The organism is Mycobacterium colombiense (genome assembly GCF_001665835.1).
Taxonomy (GTDB): domain Bacteria; phylum Actinomycetota; class Actinomycetes; order Mycobacteriales; family Mycobacteriaceae; genus Mycobacterium; species Mycobacterium colombiense_A.
In genome coordinates this window covers 73608-91944 of record NZ_LZSX01000018.1, presented here as the reverse complement: position 1 = coordinate 91944, position 18337 = coordinate 73608, and the positions used below count along the sequence as shown (strand labels likewise).

The 18337-nt window shown below is 68.1% G+C and carries 17 protein-coding genes; 11 read left to right on the top strand and 6 right to left on the bottom strand.

Going from position 1 to position 18337, the window contains the following annotated elements; all coding sequences use genetic code 11:
* Positions 1-104: 104 nt before the first annotated feature.
* Genes A5760_RS04230 through mqo form a run of 5 tightly spaced genes read right to left on the bottom strand, consistent with a single transcriptional unit; the run spans position 105 to position 5999 of the window.
* Positions 105-1532, bottom strand: a complete 1428-nt coding sequence (locus A5760_RS04230) for a cobyrinate a,c-diamide synthase (RefSeq protein ID WP_064877983.1) — start codon at positions 1530-1532, stop codon at positions 105-107.
* A complete protein-coding gene (gene cobO, locus A5760_RS04225) occupies positions 1529-2143 on the bottom strand; it encodes a cob(I)yrinic acid a,c-diamide adenosyltransferase (protein WP_064877982.1) in 615 nt (204 codons plus the stop codon). Before cobO ends, A5760_RS04230 begins: the two co-directional genes overlap by 4 nt.
* Before the next feature lie 19 nt (positions 2144-2162).
* Complete coding sequence (locus A5760_RS04220; protein ID WP_064877979.1) at positions 2163-4004, bottom strand: magnesium chelatase subunit D family protein; 1842 nt, start codon at positions 4002-4004, stop codon at positions 2163-2165.
* Positions 4001-4471 (bottom strand): GNAT family N-acetyltransferase, encoded by a 471-nt coding sequence (locus A5760_RS04215; RefSeq protein ID WP_064877978.1) that lies wholly within the window; start codon positions 4469-4471, stop codon positions 4001-4003. The genes A5760_RS04220 and A5760_RS04215 overlap by 4 nt, the downstream gene beginning before the upstream one ends.
* Positions 4472-4511: 40 nt before the next feature.
* Positions 4512-5999, bottom strand: a complete 1488-nt coding sequence (gene mqo / locus A5760_RS04210; RefSeq protein ID WP_064877976.1) for a malate dehydrogenase (quinone) — start codon at positions 5997-5999, stop codon at positions 4512-4514.
* 146 nt (positions 6000-6145) lie between these two features.
* Between mqo and A5760_RS04205 the strand changes: the two genes are divergently transcribed.
* Positions 6146-7159 carry an alpha/beta hydrolase gene (locus tag A5760_RS04205; RefSeq protein WP_064877998.1) on the top strand — a complete coding sequence of 338 codons (1014 nt, stop codon included), beginning with the start codon at positions 6146-6148 and terminating at the stop codon, positions 7157-7159.
* A gap of 4 nt (positions 7160-7163) precedes the next feature.
* Positions 7164-8543, top strand: coding sequence for a mycothione reductase (mtr, locus tag A5760_RS04200; protein ID WP_064877975.1), 1380 nt, complete (start codon positions 7164-7166; stop codon positions 8541-8543).
* Positions 8544-8545: 2 nt separating this feature from the next.
* On the opposite strand, the gene A5760_RS04195 is transcribed toward mtr, so the two are convergent.
* A complete protein-coding gene (locus A5760_RS04195; RefSeq protein WP_064877973.1) occupies positions 8546-9037 on the bottom strand; it encodes a Fur family transcriptional regulator in 492 nt (163 codons plus the stop codon).
* A gap of 157 nt (positions 9038-9194) precedes the next feature.
* Between A5760_RS04195 and A5760_RS04190 the strand changes: the two genes are divergently transcribed.
* The 9 genes from A5760_RS04190 to A5760_RS04150 all read left to right on the top strand — a co-directional run bounded on the left by A5760_RS04190 (position 9195) and on the right by A5760_RS04150 (position 18327).
* A complete protein-coding gene (locus tag A5760_RS04190) occupies positions 9195-10307 on the top strand; it encodes a HoxN/HupN/NixA family nickel/cobalt transporter (RefSeq protein WP_064877971.1) in 1113 nt (370 codons plus the stop codon).
* A gap of 102 nt (positions 10308-10409) precedes the next feature.
* Positions 10410-10745, top strand: coding sequence for a hydrogenase maturation nickel metallochaperone HypA (locus A5760_RS04185; protein ID WP_064877969.1), 336 nt, complete (start codon positions 10410-10412; stop codon positions 10743-10745).
* Between the two features lie 12 nt (positions 10746-10757).
* Positions 10758-11537, top strand: a complete 780-nt coding sequence (gene hypB / locus A5760_RS04180; protein ID WP_064877966.1) for a hydrogenase nickel incorporation protein HypB — start codon at positions 10758-10760, stop codon at positions 11535-11537.
* Between the two features lie 258 nt (positions 11538-11795).
* Entirely contained in the window at positions 11796-12851 is a 1056-nt protein-coding gene (locus A5760_RS04175) for a hydrogenase expression protein HypE (RefSeq protein ID WP_064877964.1), read from the top strand.
* 103 nt (positions 12852-12954) lie between these two features.
* Positions 12955-14757 (top strand): nickel-dependent hydrogenase large subunit, encoded by a 1803-nt coding sequence (locus A5760_RS04170; RefSeq protein WP_064877962.1) that lies wholly within the window; start codon positions 12955-12957, stop codon positions 14755-14757.
* A 3-nt stretch (positions 14758-14760) separates the two neighbouring features.
* Positions 14761-15693, top strand: a complete 933-nt coding sequence (locus A5760_RS04165) for a NifU family protein (protein WP_064877960.1) — start codon at positions 14761-14763, stop codon at positions 15691-15693.
* Positions 15690-16334, top strand: coding sequence for a DUF5947 family protein (locus tag A5760_RS04160; protein ID WP_064877958.1), 645 nt, complete (start codon positions 15690-15692; stop codon positions 16332-16334). The genes A5760_RS04165 and A5760_RS04160 overlap by 4 nt, the downstream gene beginning before the upstream one ends.
* Positions 16331-16990 (top strand): DUF6084 family protein, encoded by a 660-nt coding sequence (locus A5760_RS04155; RefSeq protein WP_064877956.1) that lies wholly within the window; start codon positions 16331-16333, stop codon positions 16988-16990. Before A5760_RS04160 ends, A5760_RS04155 begins: the two co-directional genes overlap by 4 nt.
* Entirely contained in the window at positions 16987-18327 is a 1341-nt protein-coding gene (locus tag A5760_RS04150; protein WP_064877954.1) for a hypothetical protein, read from the top strand. Before A5760_RS04155 ends, A5760_RS04150 begins: the two co-directional genes overlap by 4 nt.
* Positions 18328-18337 lie beyond the last annotated feature (10 nt).

Genomic DNA, 18337 nt, shown 5'->3' with positions numbered 1-18337 from the left:
CGGCCAGCCGCAGCCCAGCGAGGTAGGCGCTCTCGGTCACCCGGCAAGCCTAGTGGCGACCGCCAGCGCGGCGAAGCCGGGCGCAGCGGGTCGCCACCATCGACCTAGTGGCGACCGCCAGCGCGGCGACGCCGGGCGCAGCGGGTCGCCACCATCGACCTAGTGGCGACCGCGTGTGCGACGAAGCGCGCCACCGCCTCCGGCGCCGCGGCCGGATGGGTGTGCAGATACGACGCGTGCACACCGGCGTGCACGACACCGTCGCGCACGGGACCGCCCTGCCGGTCGGCGTCGTGGGCCCGGTACATCCAGGCGGGCTGATAGGCCTGCGTGAATGTGACTGTGGTGCGGTGGAATTCATGCCCCACCGCGCGCTGGCCTTCGGCATACAGCGACGAATCCGCGACGGCGACGGCGTCGCGATAAGCCAGGGTCAGGTGCGACGTGAACCGCGCCTGCCCGGCCAGTACACCGCACATCGGATGGCCGTCGAGCTCGGAGACCAGATAGATCAGCCCGGCGCACTCGGCGTGTATCGGCGCCCCGGCGGCGGCCAGTTCGCTGATCTGGCGGCGCACGACCGCATTGGCCGAGAGCTCCGCGGTGAACTGTTCGGGAAACCCGCCGGGCAGCAACACCGCGTCGGTGCCGTCGGGCAAGGCGTCGACGAGCGGGTCGAATTCGACGACGTCGGCGCCGGCGGCCGCCAGCAGCTCCGCGTGTTCGGCGTAGCCGAAACTGAATGCCTTGCCGGCCGCCACCGCGACGGTGGCGCTGCTCCCGGGTGTCTCCCCCACCGCCGCCGCGGGATCCCACGGCGGCTGCGCGACCCGGCCGCCGGCGACCGCGGCGATGGCCGACAAGTCGACGTGGCGCGCAACCAATTCGGTCATCGCCGCCACCGCTAGCCGCGCCCGCTGCCCGTACTCCACTGCGGTGACCAGCCCCAGATACCGTGTCGGCAGCTCTAATTCAGCCACCCGGGGGATTGCGCCCAGCACCGGGACACCGGCCTGTTCACAGGCCTGCCGCAGCACCTGCTCGTGCCGGGCCGATCCGACCCGGTTGAGGATCACACCGGCGACGCGGGTCGCGGTGTCGAACGTCGAAAAGCCGTGCAGCAGCGCGGCAATGCTCTGGCTCTGCCCGCGCGCATCGACGACCAGGACGACCGGTGCGCCCAGCAGGCCGGCGACGTGGGCCGTCGATCCGGCCGCGGGAGTCGTGGCGGCGGGCCCGATCCGCCCGTCGAACAGCCCCATCACCCCTTCGACCACGGCGATGTCGGCGCCGCTTGCGCCGTGGGCGTACAGCGGGCCGATCAGGTTCTCCCCCACCAACACCGGATCGAGGTTGCGGCCGGGCCGGCCGGCGGCCAGGCCGTGGTACCCGGGATCGATGAAGTCCGGGCCGACCTTGAACGGCGCCACGGTGTGGCCCGCCTGCCGCAGGGCGCCGATCAAACCCGTTGCCACCGTGGTCTTTCCGCTACCGGAGGCGGGAGCGGCGACGACGACGGCGCGAACACTCACCACTCGATGCCCTTCTGCCCCTTACGACCGGCGTCCATCGGGTGCTTGACCTTGGCCATCTCGGTCACCAGGTCGGCCGCGTCGATCAGGCGCTGCGGCGCGTCGCGTCCGGTGATGACCACGTGTTGATGTCCGGGCCGGGTGGCCAACGTCCCGACCACCTCGTCGACGTCCACCCAACCCCACTTCAGCGGATAGGTGAACTCGTCCAGCACGTAGAAGTCGTGACACTGATCGGCCAGCCGGTGCGCGATCTCCGCCCAGCCGTCGGCCGCGGCCGCCGCGTGATCGACGTCGCTGCCCGCTTTGCGGGTCCAGGACCAGCCCGCGCCCATCTTGTGCCATTCGACGGGCCCGCCGACCTGGTGCTGGTCGTGCAGCCGGCCCAGCTGGGTGAAGACCGCCTCCTCGCCCACCTTCCACTTGGCGCTCTTGACGAACTGGAACACCGCGACGGACAGTCCGGCATTCCAGGCCCGCAGCGCCATGCCGAATGCCGCCGTGGACTTTCCCTTGCCGGGGCCGGTGTGCACGGCCAGCACGGGCGTGTGGCGTCGCGCCCGCGTGGTGAGGCCGTCGTCGGGAACTTGAAGTGGAATACCTTGTGGCATAAGCGTTTACCCTTTCCGCTCAAGCCGCGTCGCGCACCGCGCGCGTCAGGCAATCCGCGTGCAACTGCTCGAGCCGGATCGCCGGGGCGCCGAGGTGGCGGGCGAGTTGCTGGGCCAGGCCCAGCCGCACAAAGGACGTTTCGCAGTCGACGACCACCGCCGCGGCGCCCTCGGCGACCAGCCGGGCCGCCGCGGTTCGAGTGCGGCCCAACGGATCCGGACCGGCGGTGGCCCGGCCGTCGGTCAGCACCACCACCAGCGAACGCCGCGCCCGGTCACGCGCCTTCTCCCGCACGATGAGCTCACGCGCGGCCAGCAGGCCTTCGGCCAGCGGGGTTTTGCCGCCGGTGTCGAACCGGGCCAGCCGCCGACCGGCGATGTGCGCCGACGACGTCGGCGGCAACAACAGCCGCGCCTCGTGTTGCCGGAACGTGATCACGGCGACCTTGTCGCGCCGCTGATATGCGTCGCGCAGCAGCGACAGCGCGGCACCGCTGACCGCGGACATGCGGTCGCGTGCGGCCATCGAACCCGACGCGTCCACCACGAAGATCACCAGATTGCCCTCGCGCCCCTCGCGCACGGCGCGGCGCACATCCTCGGGCTGCGGCCGCAACGGCCCGGCACCGCCGCGTTCGGCGGCCGACAGCAGGGTGGCGAACAGGTGCAGTCCGTGCCCGGCGCAACTGGCGTCGGCCGCGTCGGCGGCCGCGATGACGCTGCCGCTGGCGTTGCGGGCCCGCGACCGCCGCCCCGGCGCGCCTTCCCCGACCCCCGGAACCCGCAACGCGCGGGTGCGGAAGGTTTTCGCCGGGGGCGCGCTGGGCCTGGTCTTCGGCGGCCGCGGCGTGCCGATTTCGGATGAATTCTTTTGCGGCGCATCCTGTTCGGTTTGAGTGGACTCGCCACTGCCGGGTGGGTCGGGATCGGGGTCGGGATCCGAGCCGGCCTGCGCCAGGGCCTCGTCCAGCTGGTCACGGTCGATGCCCGGGTCGTCGAACGGATCGCGGCGGCGCCGGTGTGGCAGCGCCAGCTCGGCGGCCACCCTGATGTCTTCTTGCTCGACGGTGCGCGCGCCGCGCCAGGCCGCGTGCGCGACCGCGGTGCGGGCCACCACCAAATCGGCGCGCATGCCGTCGACGTCGAACGCCGCGCACAGCGCCGCGATCCGCCGTAATTCGTTGTCGGGCAACACCACGTCGTCAACCAGCGCACGTGCCGTGGCGATCCGCCGGGCCAGCTCCGCGTCCGCGTCGGCATAGCACTCGGCGAAACCATCCGGGTCGGCCTCGTACGCCATCCGCTGCCGGATCACCTGCACCCGCACGTCCACGTCGCGCGACGCGTGGACGTCGACGGTGAGCCCGAACCGGTCCAGCAGCTGCGGACGCAGTTCGCCCTCTTCGGGATTCATGGTGCCGATCAACACGAACCGGGCCTCGTGCGAGTGCGAGATGCCGTCGCGCTCGATGTGCACCCGACCCATCGCCGCGGCGTCGAGCAGCACATCGACCAGGTGATCGTGCAGCAGGTTGACCTCGTCGACATAGAGCACACCGCCGTGCGCGCGGGCCAGCAGGCCCGGCGAGAACGCGTGCTCGCCGTCGCGCAGCACCCGCTGCAGGTCCAGCGAGCCGATAACGCGGTCTTCGGTTGCCCCGAGCGGCATTTCGACCAGGCCGGCGTCGCTGCCGGTGGCCTCGGACAGCAACGCCGCAAGGCCGCGCACGGCCGTCGACTTGGCGGTGCCCTTCTCGCCGCGGATCAGCGCGCCGCCGATCTCCGGACGCACGGCACACAGCAGCAGGGCCAGGCGCAGCTGGTCGTGCCCGACTATGGCGCTGAACGGGTAGGGCTTCACGGCGTCGCCGCCAAACCCGACCCGGGGCGCAGCATGGGCACGTGCGGGACGCCGTCGTCCAGGAAATCGTCGCCGTCGCGCACGAATCCGTGCTGGGCGTACATGTCCGCCAGATAGGTCTGCGCATTGATCCGGCACGGGTAGTCACCCACCTCGGCCAGCGCCGCGCGCAGCAACCGGGTGGTGTGGCCCTGGCCGCGCGCATTGCGTTTGGTGCACAGCCGCCCGATCCGGAACACCTTCTCGCCTCCGGCGTGCTCCTCCATCAGCCGCAGTGTGGAGATCACCTCGCCGCCGGACGTCTCCAGCCAGAAGTGCCGGGTCTCGGCGAGCAGGTCGCGCCCGTCCAGCTCCGGATACGGGATCGCCTGTTCGACGACGAACACCTCCACCCTGAGCTTGAGTAGCTCGTAGAGTGTCTGGGCGTCAAGGTCTTTGGCCCAAGTACGTCGCAGTGCTTCTGTCACTGGCGCCGCTCCTCCTCATCGCTTCGCTTGTTGGCGCGGGTCATGACACGCCCAACCCCAGCGCCTTCGTTCCCCAGGAAAAAACCTCGTCGTACAGCGCCGGCTCGTCCGACAGCGTTGCCCCCAGCGACGGAACCATCTCCTTGAGCGTGGGCATCCACGATTGAAAGCGGTTGGCAAAGCAGCGTTCCAGCACCCCGAGCATGATCGGCACCGCCGTCGACGCTCCCGGGGAGCCGCCGAGCAGCCCCGCGATGCTTCCATCGGCGTCGCCCACCACGGTGGTGTCGAAGTCGAGCGCCCCGCCCCTGCGCTTGTCCCGCCGGATTACCTGCACGCGCTGACCGGCCACCGTCAGTTCCCAGTCCGAACCCGTTGCGGTGGGTGCGAATTCGCGCAGCATGCGCAGCCGGGCCGGTTCGGAGAGCCGCAGCTGGCCCAGCAGGTACCGGAGCAGCGACAGCTGGCTGACACCGACACCGAGCAGCGAGGCGAGGTTGTCCGGCCTCACGGAACGGGGCAGATCGGTGAGGTGCCCGTGTTTCAGGAACTTCGGCGACCAGCCGGCGTAGGGGCCGAACACCAGCCACGGCTTGCCGTTGACGTAGCGCAGATCCAGATGCAGGGCGCCGAGCGGCGGCGCGCCCGGCGCCGGAGCGCCGTAGACCTTGGCCCGGTGGGCGGCGGTGAGCGCGGGGTTGGCGGCGCGCAGGAACCGGCCGCCGATCGGAAATCCGGCGAAACCTTTGATCTCGCCGATGCCGGACTTTTGCAACAGCGGCAACGCATCACCGCCGGCCCCGACGAACACGAATTTGGCGTTCAGACGGCGCTTTTCGCCGGTTCGCCGGTTGCGGATCGACAGTGTCCAGCCGCCGTCGGACCGGCGGGACAGGTTGCGCACCTCGTGGCCGAACAGGGCCGTCGCGCCGCCGCGCACGCAGAACCCGACGAGCTGCCGCGTCAGGGCGCCGAAGTCGACGTCGGTGCCGTGCGCGGCCCAGTTGAGCGCGGTCGGTTCGGAGAAGTCGCGCCCGGCCGCCATGAACGGCAACCGGCGGGCGAACTCTCCCGCGTCCTCGATCAATTCGATGCCGGCGAACAGCGGATTGGACGCCAGGGCCCGCTGCCGGCGCCGCAGATAGTCGACGCGTTGCGCGCCGCGCACGAAGCTCGCGTGCGGGATCGCGGTGAGGAAGCGGCGATCGGTGAGGATCCCGTTCTGCACGGCGTAGGCCCAGAACTGGCGGGTCACCTGGAATTGCTCGTTGATGCGCACCGCTTTGCCGATGTCGATGGAGCCGTCGGCGCGCTGCGGGGTGTAGTTCAGCTCGCACAGCGCCGAATGGCCGGTGCCCGCGTTGTTCCACGGGCTGCTGCTCTCGGCCGCGACGGCGTCCAGACGCTCCACGAAGGTCATCGACCAGTCCGGCTGCAGCCGGCGCAGCAACGCTCCCAGTGTCGCGCTCATGATGCCCGCGCCCACCAGCACGACGTCGGTCGACGTGGTTCTGGCTAGCGATGACACCGGCTTGCTGGTCCTTCCCTCGAGTGGGCCGATCCCAGGTTATCCCGAGGCAAAGTGGCCGCGAACGACGTGCGCCGCCCGACGCCCAGCAAAAGCTCTAAGCTGGCCACGTGACTGGCAGGGTGACCGGCGAAGTGTCCGGCTGGGTGCCCGACGTCCTCCCCGGTTATCAGCAGCGCACCATCGCGCTCGGGTCCGATCCCGCCGGTGAGGGCGACATCGTCGCGACGCTGATACGGCGCGGACCCGAACCGCACCAGGCGGGCCGCGGGACGGCGCCCGCCGGGCCCGCGGTGCTGGCGGTGCACGGCTACACCGACTACTTCTTCCACACCGAGCTGGCCGATCGTTTCTCGGCCCGCGGCTTCACCTTCTATGCGCTGGACCTCCATAAGTGCGGCCGGTCGCGGCGCGACGGCCAGACGCCGCACTTCATCACCGACCTCACCAACTACGAGGCCGAACTCGATCAGGCGCTGGCCGGCATCGCGGAACGCGACAAGGTGCTGCTGTACGCGCATTCGGCGGGCGGGCTCATCGTGTCGCTGTGGCTGGACCGGTTGCGCCGGCGAAATCCGGCCGCCTACGCCCGCGTTGGCGGCCTGGTGCTCAACAGCCCGTTCCTGGAACTGCCCGGCCCGCCGATCCTGCGGCACTCCGTGACCGTGGCGCTGATCGCCGGCCTGTCCCGCGTGCGGTCCAAGGCCGTGGCCCGGTCGCCGGGTGAGGGCGGCTACGGCACCACCCTGCACCGCGAGTATGGCGGCGAATTCGACTACAACCTGCAATGGAAACCCGTGGGCGGCTTCCCCATCACCTTCGGTTGGCTGCACGCCATCCGCCGCGGCCAGGCCCGGCTGCATCGCGGTCTCGACGTCGGGGTGCCGAATCTGATTCTGCGATCGGATCACAGCGTGCACGAGAGTGCCGATTCCGCATCCATGCAGTGCGGCGACGCGGTGCTCGACGTCACCCAGATCGCCCGCTGGGCCGGCTGCATCGGCAACCGCACCGCCGTGGTTCCGGTGGCCGACGCCAAGCACGACGTGTTCTTATCGCTGCCGGGGCCGCGCGAAGTCGCCTATCGGGAACTGGATCTCTGGCTGGACGGCTACCTGCGCACCGACAATGATGCCTCGGCCTGGCTGCGAAAGGGGTGACGGCTTGGAGACCTACGACGTCGCGATCATCGGAACCGGTTCGGGCAACAGCATTCTCGACGACCGTTTTGCCGACAAGCGGGTGGCGATCTGCGAACAGGGCACCTTTGGCGGCACCTGTCTGAACGTCGGGTGCATCCCGACCAAGATGTTCGTCTACGCCGCCGGGGTCGCCGATTCGATCCGGAGCGCGGCACGCTACGGCGTCGACGCGCGCATCGACCGGGTGCGCTGGGACGACATCGTCTCACGCGTCTTCGGGCGCATCGATCCGATCGGGGTCGGCGGTGAGGACTATCGCAGCGCCGCCCCCAATGTCGATGTGTACAAGCAGCACACCCGATTCGGCCCGGTCCAGGCCGACGGCCGCTACCTGCTGCGCACCGATGCGGACGACGAGTTCTCGGCCGACCAGGTGGTGATCGCCGCAGGGGCCCGGGCCGTGGTGCCCCCCGCGATCCTGGAATGCGGCGCCCGGTACCACACCAGCGACACGATCATGCGAATCCCCGAGCTACCAGAGCATCTGGTGATCGTCGGGGGTGGTTTCGTGGCGGCCGAATTCGCGCACATCTTCTCCGCGCTGGGCTCGCGGGTCACCCTGGTGGTCCGGGGCTCCACACTGCTACGGCACCTCGACGACGTTCTCGGCGAACGCTTCACCCGCATCGCGGCGAACAAGTGGGAACTGCACACCCATTGCAACGTCGTGGGCGCGGAGAACCAGGGTTCGGGCGTCGCGGTGCAACTCGATAACGGCCACACAATCAACGCCGACGCACTGCTGGTGGCGACCGGGCGGGTGTCCAACGCCGATCAACTCGACCTCGAGCAGGCCGGTGTCGCGGTCGAGGACGACCTGGTGGCCGTCGACCAGTACCAGCGGACCTCGGCGCGTGGGGTTTTCGCCCTGGGTGACGTCTCCTCGCGGTATCAGCTCAAGCACGTGGCCAACCACGAGGCGCGCGTCGTGCAGCACAACCTGCTCTGCGATTGGGACGACACCGAGGCGATGGCCGTCACCGACCATCGCTTCGTGCCGTCGGCGGTCTTCACCGATCCGCAGATCGCCAGCGTCGGACTGACCGAAAACGAAGCAATCGCACAGGGTTTCAAGTTATCGACCAAGATTCAGGACTACGGCGACGTCGCGTACGGCTGGGCGATGGAGGACACCACGGGCATCGTGAAACTCATCGCCGAGCGCGGCACCGGGCGCCTGCTGGGTGCGCACATCATGGGCCATCAGGCCTCGTCGATCATCCAGCCGTTGATCCAGGCGATGAGTTTCGGGCTCACCGCCCCGCAGATGGCGCGCGGACAGTACTGGATCCACCCCGCGCTGCCCGAGGTGGTGGAGAACGCGCTACTGGGCCTGCGCTGACCTCAGCGCCGGCGCGGCCCCTCCGCGGGCTTGTCCTCCTGGCACTGCGGGCACAGGCCGTGCAGCGTCAGCCCGGCCGCCTCCGACAGCGCGAACGAGCTACCCGCCATCGCGTGTTCGAGCGCCGAACTCAGCTGGCGGGCGGGCACCTCGATGATGGTGGCGCACTTCGTACATACGGCGTGGTGGTGCGGCGCGGTGGCCAGACCGTAGGTCGTCACGCCGCCGTCGAGCGTCAACGCGTGTAGCACTCCCTGATCGACCAGCGTCGTCACCGTGCGGTACACCGTGGCCACATCGGGCGCGTGGGTGCCGGGCGGCAGGCATTCCCGCACTCGCTTGTCGATCTCGGCGACCGGCAGGTGGCCGTTGACGGGCTCGAGCACCGCCAGCACCTGGATCCGCGAGGCCATCCGCCGCAGCCCCCGGGCGCGCAGAAAATTGCCGATCCTCTCGGTGACCGACGCATCCAGTACCGGCGACTTGGGCGCCACCGGTTCAGTGTCGCGCCGCAGCGGCGGGATTGCCAGTCCTCGGCGCCATCAAGACACCCTGATTCCTGCGACTCACTTGCATCTGGCGAGCCGCGGTACTTACAGTCGTGCCGGTTGTTCTCAGCCGATACCGCAAGGACGCGCCGGAAGGACCCCAGTGGCCAGCACCGAGATCGACTGGCGGTCGTCACGGACGACGAGGCTTCTCGGCGCCCTGTCGCCGGCGGAGTGGTGGCGATTGGCATCGATGCTGGCGGTGATCGTCGCACTGCACCTGCTCGGCTGGTTCACCATGGTCGCCTTCGTCGCTCCGGCCCAATACAGCTTGGGCGGCAAAGCTTTTGGCGTCGGTGTCGGATTGACGGCCTACACCCTGGGCATGCGTCACGCCTTCGACGCCGACCATATCGCCGCCATCGACAACACCACCCGCAAGCTGATGAACGACGGGCAGCGCCCGCTGGCCGTCGGCTTCTTCTTCTCGCTGGGCCACTCCACGGTGGTCTTCGGGCTGGCGGTGCTGCTGGCGTGCGGGGTGAAGGCGGTGGTCGGACCGGTCAGCGACGACTCCTCGACGCTGCACCACTACACCGGACTGATCGGCACCAGCGTCTCGGGCGTCTTCCTGTACGCGATCGCCCTTCTCAACGTCATGGTCCTGGTCGGCATCCTGCGCGTCTTAGCCCGGCTGCGCCGCGGTGAATACGATCCCGACACCGACGCGGCCGAACTGGAGCGGCACCTGGACAACCGCGGATTGATGAACCGGTTGCTCGGCCGCGTCACCAAGTCGATCACCAAATCCTGGCACTGCTATCCCGTCGGATTGCTGTTCGGGCTCGGCTTCGACACCGCCACCGAGATCGCGCTGCTGGTGCTGGCCGGCACAAGCGCCGCCGCCGGGCTGCCCTGGTACGCCATCATGTGCCTGCCGGTGCTTTTCACCGCCGGCATGTGCCTGCTGGACACCATCGACGGCTCATTCATGAATTTCGCCTACGGCTGGGCCTTTTCCAACCCGGTGCGCAAGATCTACTACAACCTCACCATCACCGCCCTGTCGGTGGCGGTCGCGCTGCTGATCGGCAGCATCGAACTCCTCGTCCTGTTCGCCGACCAGTTCGGTTGGCGCGGCGCGTTCTGGAGCTGGATCGGCGGGCTGGACCTGAACGCGATCGGCTACGTCGTCGTCGGCATGTTCGTCGTCACGTGGTCGGTGGCCCTGCTCGTCTGGCGCTACGGGCGCATCGAAGAGAAGTGGACCTCCTGAGCCGAGCGGCACGAGACTGACCGCAACCGGCCATTCGGGTGTAAAACAGTGCTCATGGGCTTTTCGGCCTGCGCCCAGCTCGCGGATCGGCGGTGATCGGCGGTGCATGAGCTGTCGCTGTGCGAAGCGATCGCCGGCGTGGTCAAGGATCACGCCGACGGCCGGCACGTCGACGTGGTGCGGGTGCGGGTGGGCGCGCTTCGTCAGGTGGTGCCCGAGTCGCTGTCCTTCTGCTGGACGCTGGTCCGCGAAGCCGAGGACATGCCGGACGCCGAGCTGGAACTCGAATGCGTCGACGCCGAGGTCCGGTGCCGTGCGTGCGGCGGGCAGTCCGGGATCACTTCACCGTGGTCGATCTGGTGTCCCCGGTGCGACAGCTCCGACGTCGAGGTGCTGCAGGGCAACGAATTCTTGGTGACGTCATTGGATGTCTCGTGAAAGGCGTTGGCGATGGGTAGATTTCATCGGCACGACGACGGAACCGTGCACACCCACGCCCACGATCACCTTCCGCACGATCACGATCACGACCACGGCGATCACAGCCGCTATCGGACCGGCAGCCAGCGCATCGACGTGCTGGAGGCCATCTTCGCCGAGAACGACCTGCTCGCCGACGCCAACCGGGCGGCCTTCGAGAGCAACGGGGTGCGCACCCTGAACCTGATGAGCTCGCCGGGATCGGGCAAGACCACCATCCTGCAGGCCACGCTCGACGAACTCGCCGGCGAGCTGGGCATCGGGGTGATCGAGGGCGATATCGCCACCGACCTGGACGCGGCCAAGCTCAGCGGCCGCGGCGCCCAGGTGTCGCTGCTCAATACCAGCAACGGATTTGGCGGCGAATGCCACCTCGACGCGCCCATGATCAACCGCGCACTGCCCGGTCTCGACCTCACCGCGCTGGGCCTGGTGATCATCGAGAACGTCGGAAATCTGGTCTGCCCGGCCGAGTTCGACGTGGGCGAGCACGCCAAGGCGATGGTGTATTCGGTGACCGAGGGCGAGGACAAGCCGCTGAAGTATCCGGTGATGTTCCGGTCGGTCGACGTGGTGCTGCTCAACAAAATCGACCTGGTGCCCCACCTCGACGTGGACGTCGACACATACATCGCCCATGTCCGCAAAGTCAATGCGGCAGCGACGATTTTGCCGGTCAGTGCGCGCACCGGCGACGGTATGGCCGCGTGGTTCGGCTGGCTGCGCCGCTTCGCCGCGGACGGCGCCTGAATCGTCCCCCGACGGCGGCCACGCTCCTGCGAGACATTCGCAGGATGACCCCGCCACGATGATTAACCGGACGCGACCAAACATCTAGGCGCGCCATGGCTTTTCGGTCTTATGCAACACGTGCGTACTAGCGGGTGATGTCGGACCGTTGACAACGCTCGATAGCGGGAGTAGACCCAAAAAATAGCGCTGCGCAAGTGGGCCGACGGTCGACTCCGGCGGCGCAGGAGCCCCAGCCCGGCTCCGGAAAGCTGCAGCATGCCAACAGAAGCAGCAGTCAAGGCAGAACAAACATTGATCCATGTTCTATGGATTAATGCGGGCCTCAGTTGTGACGGTGATTCGGTGGCGTTGACTGCTGCCACCCAGCCCAGCGTCGAGGAGATCGCCATGGGAGCCCTGCCCGGACTCCCCCAGGTCGCCGTGCACTGGCCCCTGATCGACTTCGAATGCGGCCCGAACGGCGGGGCGGACGACTTTTTGGAGTGGTTCTTCAAAGCCGACCGCGGCGAGCTGGAGCCCTTCGTGCTGGTGGTCGAGGGATCGATTCCGAACGAGAAGATCAAGGACGAGGGCTACTGGTGCGGCTTCGGCAACAACCCGGCCACCGGGCAGCCGATGACCACCAGCGAGTGGCTCGACCGGTTGGCGCCCAAGGCTACCGCCATCGTGGCGGTCGGGACCTGCGCCACCTACGGGGGCATCCACGCGATGGCCGGCAACCCGACGGGGGCGATGGGCGTGCCGGACTACCTCGGCTGGGACTGGAAGAGCAAGGCGGGCATCCCGATCGTGTGCGTGCCCGGCTGTCCGATACAGCCGGACAACCTGTCGGAGACGCTGACCTACCTGCTCTACATGGCGACCGGCCAGGCACCGATGATCCCGCTCGATGACGCGCTGCGCCCGCAGTGGCTGTTCGGCAAGACCGTGCACGAGGGTTGCGACCGGGCCGGCTACTACGAGCAGGGCGACTTCGCCACCGAGTACGGGTCGCCGAAATGCATTGTGAAGCTTGGCTGCTGGGGGCCCGTCGTCAAATGCAACGTGCCCAAGCGCGGGTGGATCAACGGCGTCGGGGGCTGCCCCAACGTCGGTGGGATCTGCATCGGCTGCACGATGCCGGGGTTCCCGGACAAGTTCATGCCGTTCATGGACGAGCCGCCGGGCGGCAAGATCTCGAGCACCGCGTCGGGCTTGTACGGAGCCGTGATTCGCAGTCTGAGGGGTATCACGGAACGCACCGTCGACAAAGAGCCGCGGTGGCGCCACAACGGCGACCAACTCACCACGGGAGCGCGCCGCACCTGGTAGGTCACCTACCGGGTCGGCGCGCTCCTCTCACACAGTCAAAGACGAAGAGCCGTCGCCGCATCAGCCAACGCTGACAGCAGCCAAAGCGGGAAGAAGTAGCGCGATGACAACCATCATTCCTGAACCCACCCATGCGAACCGGGAGCCCGGCCAACTGGTCGACATGGCCTGGGATCCCATCACCAGGATCGTGGGCAGCCTGGGCATCTACACCAAGATCGACTTCGAGAACAGGGAGGTCGTCGAGTGCCACAGCACCTCGTCGATCTTCCGCGGCTATTCGATCTTCATGAAGGGCAAGGATCCCCGCGACGCCCACTTCATCACCAGCCGGATCTGCGGCATCTGCGGCGACAACCATGCCACCTGTTCGTGCTACGCGCAGAACATGGCCTATGGCGTCAAGCCGCCGCACCTGGGTGAGTGGATCGTCAACCTCGGCGAGGCCGCGGAATACATGTTCGACCACAACATCTTCCAGGAGAATCTGGTCGGGGTGGACTTCTGCGAGAAGATGGTCTCCGAGACCAATCCGAGTGTGCTGTCACTGGCCGAGAAGACGCCGGCCCCGCACGCGGACGCCCACGGGTACAAGACGATTGCGGAAATCATGCGCTCGCTCAACCCCTTCAGCGGTGAGTTCTACCGCGAAGCACTGCAGGTGAGCCGGGCGACGCGGGAAATGTTCTGCCTCATGGAGGGTCGCCACGTGCATCCCTCCACGCTGTACCCCGGCGGGGTCGGTACCGTGGCGACCATCCAGCTGATGACCGACTACATGACCCGACTGATGCGCTATGTCGAGTTCATGAAGAAGGTCGTGCCCATGCACGACGACCTGTTCGACTTCTTCTACGAGGCACTGCCCGGTTACGACAAGGTCGGGCTGCGCCGCACCCTGCTGGGCTGCTGGGGTTCTTTCCAGGACCCCGAGGTGTGCAACTTCGAATACAAGGACATGGAGCGTTGGGGTAACGCGATGTTCGTCACCCCGGGCGTGGTGGTCGACGGCAAGCTGGTCACCCACTCGCTGGTGGACATCAACCTCGGCATCCGGATCCTGTTGGGCAGTTCGTATTACGACGACTGGACCGATCAGGAGATGTTCGTCAAGACCGACCCGCTGGGCAACGCGGTGGACCGGCGCCACCCGTGGAACCAGCACACCAACCCGCACCCGCAGAAGCGCGACATGGGGGAGGGCGGCAAGTACACCTGGGTGATGTCACCGCGCTGGTTCGACGGCAAGGATAACCTGGCGCTGGACACCGGCGGTGGTCCGCTGGCCCGGCTGTGGTCGACGGCGCTGGCCGGCCTGGTGGACATCGGTTACGTGAAGGCGACCGGCAGCAGCGTCAAGATCAACCTGCCCAAGACGGCCCTGAAGGGACCCGTCGAGCTGGAGTGGAAGATCCCCACGTACGGCAGCAACACGCTCGAACGTGACCGGGCGCGCACCTACTTCCAGGCCTACGCGGCGGCGTGCGCTTTACACTTCGCCGAGAAGGCGCTCGAGGAGATTCGCGCCGGGCGCACCAAGACATGGGAGAAGTTCGAGGTGCCCGACGAGGCCATCGGATGCGGCTTCACCGAGGCGGTGCGTGGTGTGCTCAGCCACCACATGGTGATCCGGGACGGCAAGATCGCAAACTATCACCCGTACCCGCCGACACCGTGGAATGCCAGCCCGCGCGACAGCTTCGGCACACCGGGCCCGTACGAGGATGCGGTGCAGGGCCAGCCGATCTTCGAGGAGAACGGCCGGGACAACTTCAAGGGCATCGACGTCATGCGCACGGTGCGCAGCTTCGATCCGTGCCTGCCGTGTGGCGTGCACATGTACCTGGGGAAGGGCAAATCCCTGGACAGACTGCACACGCCAACCCAGTCCCCCGCCGGGGAGTGACACATGGCGGATCGCCCGGACAAGTCCGCGAACGACGCGCAGTGGCGTGAGGCGGGCGATCGGATCCAGACACTGCTGGATTCCTGCGCAGCAAGTGGGACCGCCGCGTATGACCGTGCGCAGCAACTGGTTCGGGAGGTAGTCGGGCTCTACGGCGCCGGGCTCGAGCGGATCATGCGGATGGCCGGCGATCCCGAACCGGACGGGGGGATGGTCGAGCGGCTGGCCACCGACGACCTGGTGGCCAGCCTGCTCCTGGTGCACGGCCTGCACCCGCACGACGTGCACCGCAGGGTCTCCGACGCCCTGGATCGGGTGCGCCCCTACCTCGGTTCGCACGGCGGAGACGTCGACCTGCTCGAGGTCGTCGCGGGCGGGCAACCGGACGAATTCACCGTGCGGCTGGCCTTCGCCGGCAGCTGCAAGAGCTGCCCGTCGTCCGCGGTGACACTGGAACTGGCCGTGCAGGACGCGGTCCGCGCGGCCGCGCCGGAGATCTCCTCGATCGAGGTGGTGACGGCCGAGGCGACGACCGCTCCGGCGGGTGTCATTCCGGCGGAATCGCTTCTGGCGCATCTACATTCGAACGGGCATGGGCCGACCGCCTGGCACCCGGCGCCCGAGCTAGCCGAGTTGACACCAGGCGAGGTCGCGGGATTCGTGATCGACGGGGTGACGGTGCTGGCCTGCCGGGTCGGTGACCAGACCTTCGTCTACCGGGATCACTGCCCGGTGTGTGACGACTCGCTGGCGGGTTCGCAGCTGCACGGTCGAATGCTGCGCTGCGCGGGCTGCCGCACGGATTTCGACGTCGTCGGTGCGGGAGCCGCCGCGGCCGGTGGTCCGGCCGGCCATCTCGATCCGATGCCGCTGCTGACCCGCTACGGCGTGCTGTCGGTGGCGTTGCGGGCCGACGTGTTGGAGGCGCCGGCATGAGCACCCCGTTCGAGGTCCTGGCCCGCATCAAAAGCGACAGGCGCACCCCCGAGGCGGCCGGTGAGCGCTGCGAGATGTGTGCGGAGTCGATCGCCGACGAGCACCAGCACGTGGTCAACGTGGCCGGCCGCCAGCTCATGTGCGTCTGCCGCGCCTGCTATCTGCTGTTCACCGACACCGAAGCCGACCTGCGTTACCGCGCGGTGCCGGACCGGTATCTGTCGTTCCCCGACTTCGCGCTGGACCGCCTGGTATGGGAGGCACTGCAGATCCCGGTCGGGGTCGCCTTCTTTTTCACCAACTCCGCCCTTCGGCGCACCGTCGCCTTCTACCCGGGACCGGCCGGGGCATGCGAATCCGAGCTCGATATGGAGGTCTGGGACACCATTCGCGGCGCCGACCCCCGGGTCGACCTGCTCGCCGACGACGTGGAGGCGCTGCTCGTCCGGGTCGCCGACAGCGCCCAGGATGGCGAATTGTCGCAGCCACAAACGTATCTGGTGCCCATCGACGCCTGCTACGAATTCGTCGGACGCCTGCGCATGCTGTGGCGCGGCTTCGACGGCGGCCAGCAGGCCCGTGAATTCATCGACGGCTTCTTCGACCTGCTCGCCGCCCGCGCGAGAAAGACACCGCGATGAACGGGCCGCCGATGAATGTGAGCTTCGAGGTTCTGGACGTGACCGCCGAACCGTACAGCGTCAGCCCGGTGCTCACCGCCCGCGTCGGCGTCACCGCCGGCGGCGACGACCCCGTGCACGCCATCGCCTTGCGCTGCCAGGTCCGAATCGAGCCGCTGCGCCGCTCTTACTCCGACGACGAAGCGGCCGGGCTGACGGATTTATTCGGCGGCCGCGAACGCTGGGCCAGCACCCAACGCACCTTCCTGTGGCAGCATTGCGCCGCGATGGTTCCGGGGTTCACCGGTCACACCACCGCGACCCTGCACCTGGATTGCACCTACGACTTCGAGGTGGCCGCCGCCAAATACCTGCACGCGCTGCGCGACGGTGCCGTTCCACTGCAATTTCTGTTCAGCGGAACGATTTTCGTCAACTCCGAGCGCGGGTTCTCGGTGCAGCAGGTGTCGTGGGACTGCGAGGACAACTACGCCATGCCGGTCTCGGTCTGGCGTGACCTGGTCGCACAGCACTACCCCAACAGCGGATGGATCCGGCTGAGCCACGAGACCATCGCGGAGCTGGCCGGCTACAAGTCGGCCCACGGAATGCTCGACTTCGACCACGCGGTCACCTCGTTGCTGGATGCCACCGTCGATCACGAGGTGACACGATGACATCGAGCTGGGATCGGGCCCGCGCCGTCGCCGACGCGGTGCTCTACGAGGGCTATCTGCTGTACCCGTATCGGGGGACGTCGAGCAAGAACCAATCACGTTGGCAGTTCGGTGTTTTGGGTCCGCCCGGCGCGGCCGAGGCCGGCCTGGGCGAAGACTACACCCTGTCCGCGGAGTTCCTGGTCGACGACGCCCGGGCGCTGACGCTGGTGGTGCGCTTCCTGCAGTTGCAGCACCGGCGGGCCGAACAAGCCACCGGTCCCGGCGATTTCATCCCCGTCGACGAGCTCCGCACCCCGGCGGGGTCGCGGCTGACCTGGGATGAAGCCGCGGAATGCGAGATCTCCTTCGGCCCCCTGGCGTTCGGCGATCAGTCCTGGTCGCTGCCGGTGACGGCCGGCGCGGCAACCGACATCGAAACCCTGGACGGCGGCCGGCTGGTTCGCGAACGACACGAGATACGGGGCGAACTGACCGTCACCAGCGAGCCCGACGGTGACCTGCGGCGGGTCTCGGTGCGGGTCACCAACACCGGTGCGGCCGTAACCGCATATGACGATAAAGATTCAGTGATCGCGCGATCCATGATCGGGACGCACCTCATCGCCGAAGTGGTTGGCGGCCGGTTCATCTCACTGCTGGAGCCGCCGCAGGCCGCGACCGATGCGGTGTCCCGCTGCCGGCAGCACCGCTGCTTCCCGGTGCTGGCCGGGCCCCCGGGAACCGACGACATGCTGCTGATCTCACCGATCATCCTCTACGACCACCCCGAGGTCGCCGAACAGAGCGACACCGCCCTGTACGACTGCACGGAGATCGACGAGATCCTCACGCTGCGCGTGATGACGATGACCGACGACGAGAAGGCGCAGGCCAGGGCGACCGACCCGCGGGCCGCGCGAATCATCGACGAATGCGACGCCATGTCGCCTGAGGCCATGGCACGACTGCACGGCGTGCTGCGCGACCCGCACGGGCTCGATGTCTCCGCCGGCCTGGTGCCCGAGATTCCCGACGGCGTGGATTGGTGGGATCCACTGGCCGACAACGCCGTCCGACCCGAGATCGACGCGGTGCTGGTGAACGGGGTCCGGATAGCGCGCGGCAGCAAGGTCCGGTTGCGGCCGCGGCGCAACGCCGACGCGCAGGACATCTTCGTCGCCGGCAAGACCGCCCGCGTCACCTCGGTGCATGAGGACGTCGAGGGCAACAAGCACGTCGGCGTCGTCGTCGACGAGGACCCGGCCGCGGACCTGCACGACTGGTACGGCCGCTACCTGTACTTCTCCCCCGACGAAGTCGAACCGCTGCAATCGCAGCACAGCACAAACCCCTGAAAGGAATTCA